Origin of the sequence: Massilia eburnea (assembly GCF_009720745.1) — a bacterium.
GTDB classification, from domain to species: domain Bacteria; phylum Pseudomonadota; class Gammaproteobacteria; order Burkholderiales; family Burkholderiaceae_D; genus Rugamonas; species Rugamonas eburnea.
In genome coordinates, this window is the sequence record NZ_WNKX01000005.1 from 25,443 (window position 1) to 42,135 (window position 16,693).

At 63.4% G+C, this 16,693-nt stretch carries 13 protein-coding genes; 6 read left to right on the forward strand and 7 right to left on the reverse strand.

Annotation, left to right across the window (positions count from 1 at the left end):
• Positions 1–27 precede the first annotated feature (27 nt).
• The 5 genes from GM658_RS07900 to tssH are packed head-to-tail and all read left to right on the forward strand — an operon-like array spanning position 28 to position 6,595.
• Positions 28–519, forward strand: a complete 492-nt coding sequence (locus GM658_RS07900) for an Hcp family type VI secretion system effector (protein WP_155453476.1) — start codon at positions 28–30, stop codon at positions 517–519.
• A gap of 17 nt (positions 520–536) precedes the next feature.
• Entirely contained in the window at positions 537–1,022 is a 486-nt protein-coding gene (gene tssE, locus GM658_RS07905; protein WP_170298747.1) for a type VI secretion system baseplate subunit TssE, read from the forward strand.
• Position 1,023: 1 nt separating this feature from the next.
• On the forward strand, positions 1,024–2,868 hold the full coding sequence (tssF, locus tag GM658_RS07910) for a type VI secretion system baseplate subunit TssF (RefSeq protein WP_155453478.1): 1,845 nt from the start codon (positions 1,024–1,026) through the stop codon (positions 2,866–2,868).
• Complete coding sequence (tssG, locus tag GM658_RS07915) at positions 2,832–3,923, forward strand: type VI secretion system baseplate subunit TssG (protein WP_155453479.1); 1,092 nt, start codon at positions 2,832–2,834, stop codon at positions 3,921–3,923. The genes tssF and tssG overlap by 37 nt, the downstream gene beginning before the upstream one ends.
• An 11-nt stretch (positions 3,924–3,934) precedes the next feature.
• On the forward strand, positions 3,935–6,595 hold the full coding sequence (gene tssH, locus GM658_RS07920; RefSeq protein WP_155453480.1) for a type VI secretion system ATPase TssH: 2,661 nt from the start codon (positions 3,935–3,937) through the stop codon (positions 6,593–6,595).
• 7 nt (positions 6,596–6,602) lie between these two features.
• On the opposite strand, the gene tssA is transcribed toward tssH, so the two are convergent.
• Genes tssA through GM658_RS07955 form a run of 7 tightly spaced genes read right to left on the reverse strand, consistent with a single transcriptional unit; the run spans position 6,603 to position 15,719 of the window.
• On the reverse strand, positions 6,603–7,652 hold the full coding sequence (tssA, locus tag GM658_RS07925) for a type VI secretion system protein TssA (RefSeq protein WP_155453721.1): 1,050 nt from the start codon (positions 7,650–7,652) through the stop codon (positions 6,603–6,605).
• 14 nt (positions 7,653–7,666) lie between these two features.
• On the reverse strand, positions 7,667–8,416 hold the full coding sequence (locus tag GM658_RS07930; RefSeq protein WP_155453481.1) for an OmpA family protein: 750 nt from the start codon (positions 8,414–8,416) through the stop codon (positions 7,667–7,669).
• Position 8,417: 1 nt separating this feature from the next.
• Entirely contained in the window at positions 8,418–9,407 is a 990-nt protein-coding gene (gene tagF / locus GM658_RS07935) for a type VI secretion system-associated protein TagF (RefSeq protein ID WP_155453482.1), read from the reverse strand.
• Positions 9,404–13,213, reverse strand: a complete 3,810-nt coding sequence (gene tssM / locus GM658_RS07940; RefSeq protein ID WP_155453722.1) for a type VI secretion system membrane subunit TssM — start codon at positions 13,211–13,213, stop codon at positions 9,404–9,406. Before tssM ends, tagF begins: the two co-directional genes overlap by 4 nt.
• A gap of 21 nt (positions 13,214–13,234) precedes the next feature.
• The gene (locus GM658_RS07945; RefSeq protein ID WP_155453483.1) at positions 13,235–14,599 is read right to left on the reverse strand and encodes a hypothetical protein; all 1,365 of its coding nucleotides are present in this window, start codon (positions 14,597–14,599) and stop codon (positions 13,235–13,237) included.
• Positions 14,600–14,606: 7 nt separating this feature from the next.
• Positions 14,607–14,870, reverse strand: a complete 264-nt coding sequence (locus GM658_RS07950; protein WP_155453484.1) for a PAAR domain-containing protein — start codon at positions 14,868–14,870, stop codon at positions 14,607–14,609.
• 9 nt (positions 14,871–14,879) lie between these two features.
• Positions 14,880–15,719, reverse strand: a complete 840-nt coding sequence (locus GM658_RS07955; RefSeq protein ID WP_371865058.1) for a M15 family metallopeptidase — start codon at positions 15,717–15,719, stop codon at positions 14,880–14,882.
• A 219-nt stretch (positions 15,720–15,938) separates the two neighbouring features.
• Between GM658_RS07955 and GM658_RS07960 the strand changes: the two genes are divergently transcribed.
• Complete coding sequence (locus tag GM658_RS07960; RefSeq protein ID WP_155453485.1) at positions 15,939–16,685, forward strand: hypothetical protein; 747 nt, start codon at positions 15,939–15,941, stop codon at positions 16,683–16,685.
• Positions 16,686–16,693: the final 8 nt, after the last annotated feature.

The following is a 16,693-nucleotide window of genomic DNA, read 5'->3' on the forward strand; positions in this document are numbered from 1 at the left end:
TTTTTCACTGAAACAGAAAGGAACACCATGGCAATCGACGTTTACCTGCAAATTGACGGTATCAAAGGCGAGTCCACCGATACCACCCACAAGGACTGGATCGAAGTCAAGTCCGTCCAGTGGGAAGTCCTGCAGCCTAAGTCGGCCACCGCATCGACCGGCGGCGGCCACACCGCGGAACGCACCGAGCACCGCGATATCGTAGTTTCCAAGCTGGCCGACCTGGCCTCGCCACTGCTGCTGCAGAATTGCTCCTCCGGCAAAACCCTGCCGAAAGCAAAACTGGAGTTCATGCGTGCTGACGGCCAGGGCGACCGCGTCAAGTACTTCGAAATCGAACTGGAAAACGTGCTGATCTCCAGCGTCGCTCCGGAAGTCAAGCCAGGCGACATCCTGTCCGAAGACGTAGCGCTGAAGTACTCCAAAGTGAAGTGGAAGTACACCCAGCAGAAAGTCGGCGGCGGCTCCGGCGGCAACACCTCCGGCGGCTGGGACCTGTCGTCCAACAAGGTAGCTTAAGCGGGGACTAGATGACGGTGAGGGGATTCGCGCCGGGCCTGATGGACCGGCTGCTGCAGCCCGGCGAGACCGGCGGCAGTGCGGCTGTCTACAGGATGTCGCTCGACGAGATGAAAGATTCCGTTGCACGCGACCTGGAAGCGCTGCTGAATACCCGTACCGTCATCCCTGAGCATTTGCTCAAGCGTTTTCCGGAGTGCGGCCGTTCCATCGTCAGCTATGGGCTGAACGATTTCGCCGGCATGTCGCTGGCGAGTCCGGACGACCGCGCCGCCATCTGCCAGGGCCTGGAGCGGGCCATTGCGCGGCACGAGCCGCGCCTGCGCAATGTGCGGGCTTCGCTTGAGGTGCAAGAGGGCGGCATCGACCGCTTGAATTTCGCCATTACGGCGCTGCTGGTGCTGCATGCGGCACAGGAACCGGTCAACTTCGACGCGGTGCTGCAGCCATCCAGCCTGCATTACACGATTAGCAAGGCACGCCGCGCTGTGCCGGGAGCTTGATTTGGAAGAGTTACTGCCGTATTACGAGCGCGAACTGGGTTTCCTGCGGCGCTACGCGCGCGAGTTTGCCGAGCGCTATCCCAAGATTGCCGGCCGCCTGCTGATTGGCGGCGAGGTATGCGAAGACCCGCATATCGAGCGCATGATCCAGTCTTTCGCGCTGCTGAATTCGCGCGTGTCGAAGCGGCTGGACGACGATTATCCCGAATTTACCGAAGCACTGTTCGAAGTGCTTTATCCGCATTACCTGCGGCCGTTTCCGTCATGCTCGATCGCGCGCATGGACTACGCCGCCACCGCCGCGCAGCTGACGGCAGCCAGCGAGATCGCACGCGGTACGGTGCTGAACACGCGGCCCGTCAACGGCGTGGCTTGCACTTTCCGCACTTCCTATCCCGTGACCATCGCGCCGCTGGAGCTGAGCAAGGCCTCGTTCACCGCTGCACTGGCGGCGCCTGAAGCCGTGCAGTTGCCTCCGGGCGCCGGCGCCGGGCTGGCGATCACCATCGATTCCCTGTCCGAACAGATTGGCTTGCCGGCGATGGGTGTTGCCAGCCTGCGCGTGTTCATCGATGGCGAGCCTTCGTTCTGCGCCGCCTTGCGCGATGCGTTGTTCATGCGCAGCGCCAAAGCCTGGGTCGAGTGCGACGGCAATGGCCGCTGGCTGCCGCTGGCGCGCATCCCGGTCGCCGCTGCCGGCTTCGAGGAAGACGACGCGCTGATCGACTTTTCCGCCCGCTCGCACCAGGCCTATCGCCTCCTGACCGAGTACTTCTGCTTCCCCGAAAAGTTCAATTTCTTCGACATCGACCTGGCGGCATTGTGCGCGTTGCTGCCGACGGGCTGCAAGCGCCTCACGCTGCATATCGCAATGACCGGGCTGCGCCCGGATACGCATGCAGCGCGCATGCTGTCCACGCTGTCGACCAACAACCTGCTGCTTGGCTGCACGCCGGTGGTCAATCTGTTCCGCCAGCGCGGGGAGCCGATCCGCATCACGCACACGGCCGCCAGCTACCCCGTGCTGGCCGATGCGCGCCGTGCCTATGCCTACGAGGTGTATGGCATCGATGCGGTACGCATGGTGCGCCAGACGCCGCAGGGCGAGTCCATCGTGGAATTCCGGCCCTTTTACTCGCTGCGGCACGGCGAAACGCCTGAAAAGCACGGCCACTATTGGGTGATGCGCCGCGATGAACAGATGGCGCACAAAAGCCCGGGGTACGAAACCGAGATCACGATTGTCGACATCGATTTCGACCCGGCGGCGGTGGAAACAGATACCTTGAGTCTGCAGCTGACCTGCACCAACCGCGACCTGCCGGCATCGCTGGCCTATGGCATGCGCGGCGGTGACCTGTTCCTGGAGGGCGGCTCCAGCGTGCGCAGCATCACCTTCCTGCGCAAGCCGACGCCTTCCCAGCGCTTCGAGCGCGGGCATGGTGCACACTGGCGGCTGGTGTCGCATCTGTCCCTCAATCACTTGTCGCTGTCCGGCGGCGGCCTGGAAGCTTTCCAGGAAATGCTGGCGCTCTACGATTTGCCGCGTTCCGCTGCGACGCAGCGCCAGATCCGCGGGCTGTCTGCCGTGGCGTACAAGCCAGCCAATGCCTGGCTGGCAGGAAATCCGTTCGCCTGCGTCGTTCGCGGCATGGAAGTGCGCTTATCGATCGACGAGGAGGCCTTCGTCGGCAGCGGCATTCATGCCTTCGCCCAGGTGATCGAACGCTTCCTGGGCCTGTATGTGCATGCCAATAGCTTTACACAGCTGGTCGTGGTGGCCGCGAAATCAGGGGAGGAGCTGCTGCGATGCACACCGCGAAGCGGCGATTTGAGCCTGCTGTAATCGAGCGCCTGTTCGCCGAGCCGTTCCGCTTCCAGTTCTTCCAGGCGGTGCGGATGGTGGAGCTATGGCTGCGCCGCAACGGCGTGGCGCAGGAGGGCGCAATTGCGAATTTCATGCGCTTCCAGAATTCGCTGACGCTGCGCTTCCCGGCCAGCCAGCTCGATTCGCTGCGCCCGGAGCCGCGTGAAGTCCTGCCGACCGCGCCGGCGCTGGCCGAGGCCCTGCATAGCAAGCAGTTGCGCTACCTGCGCATGACGCCCAACTTCATGGGCTTCCTGGGTAGCGCCGCCGCTTTGCCAGCGCATTACACCGAAACGATTGCCGCGCACCAGCTTTATCAAAAGGACGAAGGACCGCGCGCCTTCCTTGACGCGTTTTCCACACGTTCGCTGTCGTTGTTTTACGAAGCATGGCGCAAGTACCGCCTGGAGCTGAAATACCAGGTGGACGGGCAGGATCGCTTCCTGCCTTTGCTGCTGGCGCTGGGCGGTCTTGGCAGCAAGGGGCTGACGCAAAGGCTGGCCGGCGCCAGCGATGGCCGGCCGGGTGCTGTACGCGATGAGTCGCTCGCCTATTTTGCCACCGCGCTGCGCCAGCGGCCGGCGTCGGCGTCGACCATGGCGCGGGTGCTGGGCGAATACTTTCGCGTGGCAGTGGAGGCGACGCAATTTGTCGGTTGCTGGTGCGAGGTGCCGGGCCAGCAGCAAACCATGCTGGGCGGGGCGCAGGCGCAATTGGGTGCGACCGCCATGATCGGATCGCGCGTCTGGCAGCGCGACTTGCGCATGCGCCTGACGATCGGCCCGCTGGGGCGCAGCGATTTCAACGCCTTCCTGCCAGGCGGCAGCGCTGCGCTGGCGCTGGACAAGCTGCTGTCCATGTTCACCGGTGTCTCGCTGGAATACGAGATCTGCCTGGTGCTGCGCGCCGATGAAGTCTCCGGCGCGTCGCTCGGCGCCGGTGCGCGCCTGGGCTGGGACAGTTTCATGCAGGGCGACAGTGCAGGCGAAGACCGCACCGACGTCCGCTACTTCATTCACGGATTAACGACATAAGGAAACGCTCCATGAGCATCAACCTGAAAACCCTGATCGGGAAACTGAACGACACCTGCCGCAATGCGGCCACCCGCGCCGCCAGCATCTGCGTTGGCCTGGGCCAGTATGAGGTGGACCAGGAGCACCTGCTTCTCGCGCTGCTGGAGAATCCGCGCAGCGACATGGTGCTGCTGGCGCGCCATTTTGAAGTCGATACCAGCCGCTTGCAGGCCGACCTGCAGGCGGAAATTGCCCGCTTCCGCAGCGGCAATGCGCGCACACCGGTATTTTCGGCACGCCTGCCGAAGCTGTTCGAGCATGCCTGGCTGATCGCCTCCCTGGACCTGCAGGCTGGCCAGCAAGTATTCATCCGCAGCGGCCACCTGCTGCAGGCAATGCTGACGGATGCAGAATTGTCGCAACTGGCCTACCGCAGTTCGCCGCTGTTCCATCGCTTCCAGGCCGACGATATCAAGCACCACCTGGACAAGCTGGCGGCCGGCTCCGAGGAAGACGAGGCGGCAGCGGCGACCCGTGCGGCCGCTGCGGGCGGAGAGGGTGCGCTGGGCGGCGACCCGGTCGGTGAGATGCAGCAACCAGCAGGAAAGACGCCTGCGCTCGACCAGTTTACGACGAACCTGACCGAACGCGCGCGTGCCGGCAAAGTTGATCCCGTGATCGGCCGCGACGCCGAGATCCGCCAGGCCATCGACATCCTGATGCGCCGCCGCCAGAACAACCCGATCCTGACCGGCGAAGCGGGTGTCGGCAAGACCGCTGTGGTGGAGGGCCTGGCCTTGCGCATCGCGCAGGGAGACGTGCCGGACGTACTGAAGGGCGTGGCTATTCATACGCTGGACATGGGCCTTCTGCAGGCCGGCGCCAGCGTCAAGGGCGAGTTCGAGAATCGCCTTAAAAACGTGATTGATGAAGTGCGCCGCAGTCCGACGCCGATCATCCTCTTCATCGACGAGGCGCACACCATGATCGGCGCCGGCGGCCAGGCCGGCCAGAATGATGCGGCCAACCTGCTCAAGCCTGCATTGGCGCGCGGGGAGTTGCGCACCATCGCTGCGACCACTTGGGGCGAATACAAGAAATACTTCGAAAAGGACGCAGCCCTCGCACGGCGCTTCCAGGTCATCAAGGTCGAGGAGCCGAGCGAGGAACTGGCTTGCGCCATGCTGCGCGGCATGGCTCCACTGATGGAACAGCATTTCAATGTGCGTATTTTCGATGAAGCGATCACCGAGGCGGTGCGACTGTCGCACCGCTACATCATGGGCCGCCAGCTGCCGGACAAGGCGATCAGCGTGCTCGATACTGCCTGCGCCAAGGTTGCACTGGGACAGAGCGCTACTCCTGCATTGATTGAATCGCTGCAGCGCCGCCTGGAGCGCATGGCTGCCGAATCCGGCGCGCTGGAACGCGAGCAGGCTGCCGGCGGTATGCATGAAGAGCGGCTGCAGGAACTGGCCGGCGCCCGCGCTGCGGCGCAAGACGAACTGGCGGACTTGCAGGCGCGCTGGGAGCAGGAAAAGGCGCTGGCTACGCAGATCGGTGAAGCGCGCGCTGGCCTGGAGCAGGGCGGGGAAGCAAGCCAGGTGCACGACATCCAGGCACTGTTGAAAGAGCTGCGCGCGCTGCAGGGCGAAGCGCCGATGGTGCCAGTGCAGGTGGACGGCAACGTGGTGGCCGAAATCGTCGCCGGCTGGACCGGCATCCCGCTCGGTAAAATGGTGAAGGACGAAATCCAGGCTGTCCTCAAGCTGCGCCCAGCGCTGGAAGAACGTGTGATCGGCCAACCTCATGCCATCGAAGCCGTGGCGCAGCGGGTACGCACCGCACGCGCCAACCTGGACGATCCGAACAAGCCGAAAGGCGTATTCCTGTTCGTCGGCCCATCCGGCATCGGCAAAACCGAGACTGCGCTGGCTCTGGCCGACGCGCTGTACGGCGGCGAACGCAAGATGGTCACCATCAACATGAGCGAATACCAGGAAGCGCACAGCGTATCCGGCCTGAAAGGCTCGCCGCCAGGCTACGTCGGCTACGGCGAGGGCGGCGTGCTGACCGAAGCCGTGCGCCGCAATCCGTACAGCGTGGTGTTGCTGGACGAAGTCGAGAAAGCGCACCCGGACGTGCTGGAGCTGTTCTTCCAGGTCTTCGACAAAGGTGTGATGGACGATGCTGAAGGCCGTGAAATCGACTTCCGCAACACCATCATCATCCTGACGTCGAATGTCGGTTCCGCCACCCTGATGCAGGCTTGCCTGAACAAGGAAGAGGAAGAAATGCCGTCGCCGGAAGAACTGGAAGCCGCAATTCGCCCGCAGCTGGTGAAAGCCTTCAAGCCGGCCTTCCTCGGCCGCCTGAAAGTCGTGCCGTACTACCCGCTGGGCGATGACGTGCTGGCCAGCATCATCAGCCTGAAGCTGGACCGCATCGGCCAGCGCGTTGCGGCCAACCATAAGGCGACCTTCCATTATGACGAGACTCTGGTGGACGCGGTACTGGCGCGCTGCACGGAAGTCGATTCCGGCGCACGTAATGTGGACAATATCCTGAATGGCACGCTGCTGCCTCAGATTGCGGAGGCGGTGCTGGCAAAGATGGCGGAGGGAAGTGCAATCGGCCGCATCGAAGTAGCGGCCGACCAGCAGGGGAATTTCAGCTACAGCGTAGCGTAATTGCTCGTCAATTATTCGGGGGGATGCCCAGCATCTCCTCGATATGCGCCAGCGAATTGGAGTCCTTCACGACGCTGCGCAGCCAGGTATGCAGGTCCTGTTCGCCCGCATCGGCAGCCTTGTCGGCGAAATATGAGACGGGGCTATGCGGCTCCGTACGGCGGAAGAAGCTGGCGATTTCGCGCAATTGCGAAATTGCCTGCGCACGCGAGTTGACCGGGCCGCTGGCCTGCACAGCGACCGCACCGGCGCCGCCCACAGCTTGCGCAATGATGATCTGCTCACCAGCCGGCGCCGCACCAAGCGGCGTGCTGACCGTGGCCGGCAGCCCGGCATGCGATGGCATGGCATCGATCATTGCCTGCACCGCATCGCGTGCGGCGGCGAAACCTGGGCTGTCGTTGCCCAGGCATTCATCGGCGGCCTGCTCCAGCTCGCGCAAGGCATCCATGCAATAGCGCGCATCCGTTGCGAACTGCTCGCGGAAGCGCGGCGAGTTGCGCGAGCGGGCGGTTTCCATGTCGGCCAGCTTCGGCCAATCCGGGTTGCGTGCATGTTCGGGCAGGCTGGCTTGTTTGCGCGCCATCTCGAAGTCGATGGCGGAAAACGCTGTGCCTTGCCCTTCGGTCAGGGGCATTTCGCGCAGCAGGGTGGGGGTACGGCCAAGGATCCAGGCAAGGTTGCCGATGCGCTGCTCCATATCGGCGCCATCCGGTTCGGGATACAGGCCCTTGTCCCAGAATTCCCGGCACAGGCCTGCCAGCAGGCGGAAAGCTTCGCCCAGCCCTTGCATGCGATGCTGTTTGGCGGCGGCTTCCGCAAGCCAGACGGCGATGCGCAAGTCCTTGCTCTTTTCGCCCAACAGGGCGCAGCAGCGCGAAACGACGAAGGACCAGTCGGCCTCCTTCAGCTCCGTCACCCACTCGCCCTGTTCCAGCGAAGGGTCGTCGAAGCGGCGTGCTTGTGCGATGGCGTCGAAATCGTGGGAGAAGGACAGGTCGTCGCCTGCCGGTTGCGCCGGCGAGATCGGCGCCAGAAGGGTTTCTGCGTTAAACATCATGCTCTCCTTATTTATTGCGCCATGCGGAACTCGATGCGGCGGTTGCGCGCACGGCCTTCCGCGGTGTCGTTGCTGGCGACAGGACGGTCCGGGCCTTGGCCCGACGCCACCAGGGTTTCGGCAGGAATCCCTTTGCCGGCCAGGTAATTGCGCACCGCTTCGGCGCGTGCCTGCGACAGGTTCTGGTTGCTGGCGCGCAGGCCGACATTGTCGGTATGGCCGATCACTTCGAATTTCTGCCCCTTCAGCTTCAGCATGGTGGCGCTCATTTCGTCCAGGATGGCCTTGCCGGTCGGCGTCAGTACCGCCTGGCCGCTTTCGAATTCGACGATGCGGTTGGCCAGCGTACGGTCCAGCACACCCTGGTCGGCCGCGGATACGCGCAGGCCATTGTTGACCGTGTAGGTTGGATTCAGGCTGGTTGCAAAGTCGCTGACGATGCGCTGGCGCGTCGCTTCATTGGATACTTCGCCGCGCACACTGACGCTGGTGCCGTCGATCTTGAGCTGGCCGCGGCTGACCTGCTTCAGTTCCGGCGTGATCAGCTTCTGCACATTGCTGCTCCAGTTGGCCGGCGTGGTGACCTGGCCGACGGTTATCTGGTCCAGCACCTTGTCGGCGCCGTAGACTTCGCGCAGCTTGGCCAGGACGGCGGTTTTGCTGGCTTCGTCGGCCACGGTACCGCTGGCGACGATCTGGCCCGGCATTTGCGCGTGCACCGCGCCTGCGGCGCACAACAGGAGGAGGGGGAGGTAACGCATATCAGTTTCCAATAAAGGAAGTGCGCAGCGAGTCGTGCGCAGATTTCAGGGAAAGGCCGGGCTGGTCGAGGTAGGCGGATACTTTTTGCACCGCGTAGTCTTCGTTGACCTGGTCTTCGACCCAATCAAGGTGGTCAAAGCTGATGTGATGCTCTTCGCCGACGCGCGGGTCCATGATGCCAAGCAGGGTTTGCGGCGATGCGCCGCTGAAGCCCAGCACCAGCACCGGCTTTTCATCCAGACGCGTCACGAACAGCGACAGCTCGAAGTCGGCGCGCGCCAGGAATGGCGTGACCACATGCATCCAGAATGCCGCCACCAGGTAGCGGTACATCGGGTCGGTCGGCAGCGGCAATACCAGGCTTTTCTCCAGCCGGCTCGAACTGCTCGCCATGACGGGCTGCAGCAGCATGCCGAGGGCCAGCAGGACCTGGCGCACGCTGCCCGTAAAACCAGCCTGCGACAGCATGGCGTCCAGCCCGCCGATTGTTTGCAGCTCGAGGAAGTCGGCAAAGGCCGCATCGTAAGCGGTGGCGCGCAAGTCCAGCTCCACGGTGTTGCCGTTCAGGGCTTGCAGCGGTGCAGCCGCGTCATCCGCACCAAGCACGCCGCCGCTCAGGTTTTCCAGGCGGTTCCACAGGCGCGTCAGCACAAGGGGACTATTGGCCGCAAAAGCGGAAGGCTCGTCGACGTCGACGCTGCCTGCCATGAGGAAGGGGAAACGGCGGCTCGACTGGTCGCTGCTGGCCGATATGTGGCCAGCGATGGCGGCCCGGCGGCGTGGCCCGAACAACGCGAAGTGCAGCGGCTGCACGGCATCATAGGTGAGCTTCCAGCGCGCGTCGGTGCTCAGCATGTCCATCGAGCGCGCCAGCCAGTCATCCAGCACCTGCAGTACTTTTGGGTCGCTTCCACCTTTCACGAAGTCGGCGCGGCTCGGGATCTTGCCGAAATAGCCGATCGCTGCACTGGAAGTCGCAGGGCGGATCATTGTGCACCTCCCGCAGCGGCGATGGCTGGTGCATTGGCAGCCGGCGCGGCGCCGGGTTCGCCCACCACGGTGTCGGGCAGGCGCAGCTTGCGGAAGCCCTGGCTGGCCTGTGCCGGCGCCGCTGCCGGCGCCGCAGGGGCGGCAGGCAGCAGGCGCAGGTTGGCCGCCACGGTCACGCCGCCGCTGGTCCAGTTCAGCTCAAAGCTGCCATCCGGACGGCGTTTGCGGTCAGCCGCGTCGATCATTTTCTTCAGGCCGAAGTGGCCCAGTTCTTCCAGCACCACCACTTTCTTGCCGTCCGGCGTGAACGCGGTAATGCGCGAGCCAGGCACGCCCTGCGGGTTAGGCCAGACCATCGACACCCACGGCTGCTGCTGGCCTTTCCAGCGAACAGACTGGCCATCGATCTCGATCGTGTATTCGCTCACGCCGGTGACGGCCACAGTTTGCAGTTCAAAGCGGGTCTGCGCTTCCTCGCTGCTGGCGGCCTGGTTGGCCACGCCGTTGGCGCTGAGCGGGGCGATCCAGCCTGGGAAGGCGTTGGCTACCGCAGGCGACAGGGTAATGCCCATATTGGCCCAGGTCTTGGCGCTCAGCGAATCGCCACGGCGTACAACCAGCGGGCCGATGGTGGTGTTGAAGAACTTCGCTACTGCGCCATCCGGACCGAATACCTGGCCGATTTCAGCGTTGCTCGCCTCAACGCGCGATTCAGCGGCGAACGGGTACTTGGTTTGCAGGTCCTTACGGAATGGCTCCAGCACCTGCGCCGCCCACACTTTGTTAATCTCGGTCTCGGTTGGCTGCACGATCACCGCAAAGGTTTGCATCAGCGGGCGCACCAGCAGCGGGCGGATCGCCTGCTTCTGTGGGTCGCTCATACCAACCAGCATCTGTTCGTCGACGTAGCGCAGGGAGTCTGCCAGCTCCGAGCCGCTGCCATCGAGCGTCTGCTGCATTAGCTGTTTCGCGCCCGGACCGGGATCGCCCTGGTTGCGGATCTGGTTGAAGCGGGCGCGCAGTTTGGCCAGGCTTTCCATATAGCCGCGCATCAGCGAAGCATCCTTGTCCTTGGCGACCACCAGTTGCGCCACGCCGGAGAATTCACGGCCGACAGGGCCCAGCGGCAGCGGTGCGCCCGGCGTCGTACTGGTTGGCAGGTTGACGTTCACTTGCGATGGTTTGCGGCGCAGGATGACTTCGCGGAACCAGTCGCCAACGCTGCGCTGGGCGCGCTGCAGGCCGGAATCGAGCAGGGAAGGGTTGTCCCACGACGTTTCCTGGTAGACGGTGTTCACCAGCTTGGAGATCGGCGAGGTTTGCGGATCACCCAGGCGGTTCATTGCCGCAGCGGCGGATTCGAATCCATCCAGGTCCTTGATCGCTACGCCCTGCATGAATTTCTGCCATTCCTTGGCGTAGTCGTTCTTGTATGCGTCAACCAGGGCTTTCTGGATCTGCTCAGGGCTGCCTTCCAGCGTCAGGTCGTCGCGGGTAGCGGTCTTCAACACCCAGTCGGCGCTTTGCAGTTCACGATTGGCGGCCTCCTTGAAGGCGTCGCGCACATAGCCTTCCCAGGCGGCCCGGGTGAAGGCGCCGGAAATGGAATAGCTGCCCAGCACCAGTTCGCGGTCTTGCTCGCCGACGATGCGCGCTACGGTCATGGCCGGGAAGCGCGTTGCCGCACGTGCCTTGACATCGGCATACACGCGCTCGCGTGCCGGCATGCCGCGCACCACGCCGCGCAGGGTGTTGCGCGACTGGTCCACCAGGGCCAGGCGGTTTTCCAGCTGCGGCCAGGATGGATCGTTGATTTCGGAAAGGTAGAAGCCGATCAGGCGTTCGGCGCTGCGGATCATCTGCTCGCGCGGCATATTGCCACGGTTCGATTCCAGCCACACGCGCCAGAAACGCGTCAGCTGGTCGTTCAGGTGGCTGGCCTCGGCCCGGGACTTATCGCCCAGCATCAGGTAGGCCTTCAGCGCGTTGTAGGCGTCTTCCACATTTTCCGGCGAAGCGTCCTTGAATTGCTGTGGCGCCGAGGCCTGCGCTACTGCCTGGGCGGACTTCGCACCAGCGGCAGCGGCGCCCGGAGCGGCAGCCGCCGCGTTGCGCACCAGCGGCTGCAAGCGGTCTGCATTGGCATTGACTTCGCCGAGGAAGGTTTCCAGCGACTGTCCGACAGGCTTCAGCATGACTTCTCGGACACCTGCGAAGTATTCCTCGCGCAGCTTGCGCTCCAGCAGGCCGCCCTGGTACAGGCCCAGACTGACCGACAAAGGCCGGTCATCGCGGAAGCGCGCCAGCTGTTCGATACGGTCCTGCATGATTTCCAGCGCCTCCAGGCGTGCAGCCAGGTCTGGGCGCTGCTTCTGCAGCTTGACCGCCTTGTCCAGGTCCGCTTCCACATTGGCGACCAACTGGCGGTTACCCATATAGGACCAGCTCCAGCCGCCGAGCAGCAGCCCGCTCAGCGCCACCGCACCGAAGAAGGCGGCATAGCGCATGCGCGTCTTGGCCGGGCTGGCATATTGCGCCACCAGATTCTTGTCCGCGAAGATCACGTTGCGGAACAGTTTGAGCAGGAAGTAGCCGTGCTGCTGCTCGCTGTTGTGGTGCTCCTGGCGCTGCAAGCTCAGGTCGAAGCGCTGTGCAACGCGGTGCGAAGTGGCGGAAACGCCTTCGCCTTCCTGCAGCGCGCTGGTGAAGTAGAAACCACGGAAGACAGGCTTGAACTGGAACGGGTTTTCCTCAAACAGAGTTGCGATGAAGGTACGCAGCGGCGCCTTGACCGAGTTGAATTCGAGCGGGAAGGTGAACACGCCGGATGGCAGGCGCTCACGCCATTGCAGGGCCATGTTGGCCAGGCTCATTTCCTTCAAGCCGTCATACAGTTCTTCGAAGCGAGCGTCGAATTGCTGCAACAGTTCTTCGTTCGGCTGGTTCTTGCGGTAGGGCAGGGTGGCGCCCCATACGCGGTCACGCTCGCCGATTTCGCAATCGTGGAAGAATTCGGTGAAGCCGTTAATCAGGTCCGCCTTGGTGAAGACGATGTACACCGGGGCATGCACCTCGAGTTTTTCGGTCAGTTCCTGCACGCGCTGGCGCAGGTTCTTGGCCAGCTCAATGGCGAACTCGGGGCGCTTGCCGGTCAGTTCGGCAATGCTGACGGCGATGATGATGCCGTTGATCGGCGCCTTCTTGCGGTATTTTTTCAGCAGGCCGAGGAAGCCGAACCACTCGGCACGGTCTTCATCATTGACTGCATAGCGGCCTGCGGTATCGAGCAGGATGCCGTCGGTGGTGAAGAACCAGTCGCAGTTACGGGTGCCGCCCACGCCTTGCACGATGCGGCTGCCAGCCAGCGGGAACTGCAGGCCGGAATTGGCGATCGCCGTGCTCTTGCCGGCTGCCGGATTGCCGATGATCATGTACCAGGGCAGCTCGTACAGGGCTGCGCTGCCGGAGCGCAGGCCCAGTTTTGAGGTCTTGATCGTCTGGATCGCATCGAGCATGCGCTTGCGCAGGGCCTCGGTTTCATGGCGCGGCGCGACATCGGCCTTGGATGGCGCAACAGCCTGCTGTTCCAGCATGCCGCCCAACTGGCGTGCAGCGCGGCGGGCGCGGTAGCGGCGCCACGACCAGACCATTATGCCAAGCAGCAGGGCGCCGCCAAGTACGGCCAACGCCAGGGTGTATGGTAATTCCAGCAGCGCTGCCGCCAGCAGCAGGAATGCCGCGAAGGCAGTCCATCCATAAATCAGGAAGGCGGTGCGCGAAGTCAGGATGTCCCGGATTCTTTGCATCATTTTTCTACTCTTGCAAGGTTAGCTAAGGGATGGCGCTCTGCTGGCCGGGGCCGGGAGCGGGCCGACCAGCAGGGCGAAACGTTGGTTTGGTTCGGAGTTGGACAGGGCGAGCGCGAAGCCGCCGTTGTCCGTGGCCTGTTCATTGGCCAGCGCGATGGCAGCCAGGGAGCCGACAGCGCCGGTGTGGCCGCAGGCCGCGCCTATGCAGGCCAGCGAGGTATTGGTGTCCAGCGATGGCACAGCGGTGTCGATGCACTGCATGAGGTCGGACATGACGGCTGCGCGGTGATCCGTATCGGCAGCGACGTAGGCGGGCGATGCGCCTTGCGCGTGCGTCAGCGCTTCCTGCGCGAGTTCTTTGAGCGCTTCGGATTCTTTTGCATGCAAGGCGAGAAGGTGAAGGCTGTCGCCCGCCTGGCCGGGTGGTTGCAGCAAGATGCCGGCCGCACCTTCCGCCGGCATGCGGCCATTCGGATTGCGTGGGCCGTACAGCTTGCCGTTGACGGCAAGGTTTTCAACCGCCTCGGGATCAATGCTGGAATCAAAAGCGATGACCGCGCTGAATGCGGGCACAGCCGCCGCCGGGCCTGCAGCTTGCGCAGACAGCGCGCGCAGTGCGGCGACTGGCGTCGACGGAGAAGCGAGCCGCAGTTTGAGGCGCTCCTGCGGCCAGCCTTGCGCAACCACGTTGTGCGCCAGCCAGCGCGCGGCCAAGTCCTGTGTGGATTGCGGCCAGTCTGTCGGGATCAGCGGCAGCAACTGCAGCACGCCTTCGCTGCCGGAAGCAGATGCCAGCGTAGCCAATTCGCTGGCGATTTCGCCAGCCATTGCCATCGCACGCAGCTGCCGCGCAGCCGGCGCGCGCGCCGCAGGCTGCTGTGAGGCCAGCCATTCTTCGACTGGATCGAGGTCGACTTCCGCCACACGGCCTGCGAGCAGGGGAAAGCCCTGCGTATCGGTCAGTTCATGATCAAGGTCAAGCCGCGCCTGGCCTTCTGCAAAGGCGGATGCCAGCTCGGCGGGCGAATCGCCATGCGGCATGCGCAGTGCGGCGCCCGCTACGCGGAATGGCTGCCATGGCACTGCTTGCGCCTGCACAGCCGCTGCGTCGCTCGCATCTGCCGCGGTGGCAGGTGGCTCGGAGGGGGCGGAGGGCGCGGAGGGCGTAGATGGAGTGCTCGCGGGCGCTTCGGCGCTACCGCCGAAAGTCTTTTTCGCCAGCCAGTACCCGCAAACGATGGTCAACGGTATTACCAGCATGGCCAGAGCCAGGTCGCCTGTATCGGGCATGCGCGTGGTGCTGCGCCAATACCACACCGCCCCGATCCAGCACAAACCGAAAACACCAATCACCAGCAAGCTGCGTTTCAACCAGTTCTGCATGCCTGCCTCACATCGCATCCGTCGAATTCTGCTGGCTCGCGATCAGCGTCGCGCCGCAGCCGACCTTGTCGCCATGGCGCGCCACGGGTTTGCCATCCACGATCAGGGTCTGATCACCGCTGGTAATCGTGGTATCGCCATGAATAGGGCAGGACACCTTGTCGCCCACGCGCGCGATCGGCTTGCCGCCGCTATCGCTCATTTGCGAAGCTTCCAGCACGGTGCCTTTATGTGATGTCTTGTCGCCTAATACGATCAATGCTCCAGGCATTTGGACCTCCTATTTCTTTCTCACGCCGTCCACACGCAACTCGGTGTGGCCGAAATCCATCATCTTCCAGCGGCCGCCCCAGGTCAGGCCCAGGCTCTCCGCCACTTCACCAAACAGCTGGTAGCCGCGCATGGCCCAAGGATCGCGCTCCGAGATCACCAGCTTGCCGTCGCGCAGGAAGGCGCAGTCGGCGGCCAGGCCATACTGGTGCCAACTCTGGAAGGCCTTCGCATTGGTCACGCTGCTGCCTTGTGCGGCCAGCGCATCCTGACGTTCGGGGCTGCGGTAGCCTTCCAGCAGCGCCATGTCGTAGCCATGGCGTTCCTTCATGATGCGGAAGGCTTGCAGCAGCCGCTGCGAGTAATCTTTTTCAAGCAGGGTCCAATCGCGGCTTGCAGAGACCAGGCCCGGACGCACGATCTCCACCTCCGGTGTCATGAACAGCATCGGCGGCAGGGGAGGCGGAGGTACAAGCTGCTCGCCCTGCAGCAAAGCCGAAACCTGCTGGTTCGCTTCGCGCACCGGCGCATCAAAACCGCCAACCATGGTGCGGCTGCTCGCCATCCACGCCACCACGGCAGGCAGGATCATGATCACCAGCGCCACGACCGCGGTCCAAAGGTGCTCGCGCAGGAAGTGGCCGCCCTGGCGCATGGCCATCGCCGATTCCGTCCCCAGTGCGCCTGCCTGTTCGCCACCGCGGCGCGCAATGTGCTGTACGCGGCGCTGCCAGCGCACTCCAGCCAGCTCCACGCGGCGCGCGACATAGGCGCGGCCGGATGGGAACAGCACCATCCAGCTTAGAGCGCAAGCCAGCAGGAAATACAGCACGACAGCGACGAAAACCACGTTGACCTCAGGAATTGAAATTACTAATTTGATAACACGAAAGGCGTGTATCGGCTTAGCAATAAATTATTGCGGGAAAGTATATCTTGAACTTCTGATAATCCGCGTTCGCTTGGATTTCAATCGTGCGCCCCTCTGTTAAAGGGTTTCTGCTGAAGAGTGCGCGCCTTTTTCCAGAGATAAAGTAAAGTATTGACAACCTTAATCAGGAGCAATCTCTTGTCACCAAGTAACGAAACCCGGAAGCCAGCAGGGCGCCCCAGCCTGCTTTCGGCAGAACAGCAAAATTCTCTGGGGAATCAACCTGTCCTCGCGACGGCACTGACGCCGGCAGAGGAGGCGCCGCGCCGCAAGCATCTGTGGCTGGTGGGCGGTTTGAGCGTGCTGGCCATTGCTGCCGCAATCGCGGTCGTCCAATTCGGCGACGGCCAGGCCGAACCGCCTGCAGCGATTGCCGCGGCCGCGCAAACGCCGCCCCCTGCACCATCGCCGGCGCCGCCTGTCGCGCCAGTGCAAGCTCCAGTTGACGCGCAAGTAGCTGATGCCGCGCCAGCAGTCGCTGCCATCATCGACGAAGCGCCGCCGGCGCCTGAAGTGAAGCCGAAGGAATCGCTGGCGCAAATGCTGGAAAGCGGGGTTCCGCCAGCATCCAAGCCTGCGCCTGCCAAGCCGGTCCACAAACCGGTGAAAGAGAAGGCGGCGCGGACATCCGACAGGGCCATCGCCGCCGCTGCACCGGAACAGGACACCGACGTCGAATTGCTTGCCGCCCTGGTCGCCCATGCCAAATTCGATACTTCCGCCAATGCCCGCCTGTCGTTGCCTAAAGCGCTCGAACAATGCAAGAAGCAGGAAAAACAGGATGCAGCCCTATGCCGCATCCGTGTCTGTGAAGGCCGTTGGAAGAAAGACGAATGCCGCGCCTACAATCGCAGCAAACTTGAGAAGGTCGCGTCAGGAGCTTAAGCCTGACG

Excerpts from the sequence above, each read along its gene's own strand:
- GM658_RS07900 (WP_155453476.1), top strand. The coding sequence starts at position 28 with ATGGCAATCGACGTTTACCTGCAAATTGACGGTATCAAAGGCGAGTCC.
- tssG (WP_155453479.1), top strand. The coding sequence starts at position 2,832 with ATGCACACCGCGAAGCGGCGATTTGAGCCTGCTGTAATCGAGCGCCTG.
- tssH (WP_155453480.1), top strand. The coding sequence starts at position 3,935 with ATGAGCATCAACCTGAAAACCCTGATCGGGAAACTGAACGACACCTGC.
- tssA (WP_155453721.1), bottom strand. The coding sequence starts at position 7,652 with ATGTTTAACGCAGAAACCCTTCTGGCGCCGATCTCGCCGGCGCAACCG.
- GM658_RS07930 (WP_155453481.1), bottom strand. The coding sequence starts at position 8,416 with ATGCGTTACCTCCCCCTCCTCCTGTTGTGCGCCGCAGGCGCGGTGCAC.
- tagF (WP_155453482.1), bottom strand. The coding sequence starts at position 9,407 with ATGATCCGCCCTGCGACTTCCAGTGCAGCGATCGGCTATTTCGGCAAG.
- tssM (WP_155453722.1), bottom strand. The coding sequence starts at position 13,213 with ATGCAAAGAATCCGGGACATCCTGACTTCGCGCACCGCCTTCCTGATT.
- GM658_RS07945 (WP_155453483.1), bottom strand. The coding sequence starts at position 14,599 with ATGCAGAACTGGTTGAAACGCAGCTTGCTGGTGATTGGTGTTTTCGGT.
- GM658_RS07950 (WP_155453484.1), bottom strand. The coding sequence starts at position 14,870 with ATGCCTGGAGCATTGATCGTATTAGGCGACAAGACATCACATAAAGGC.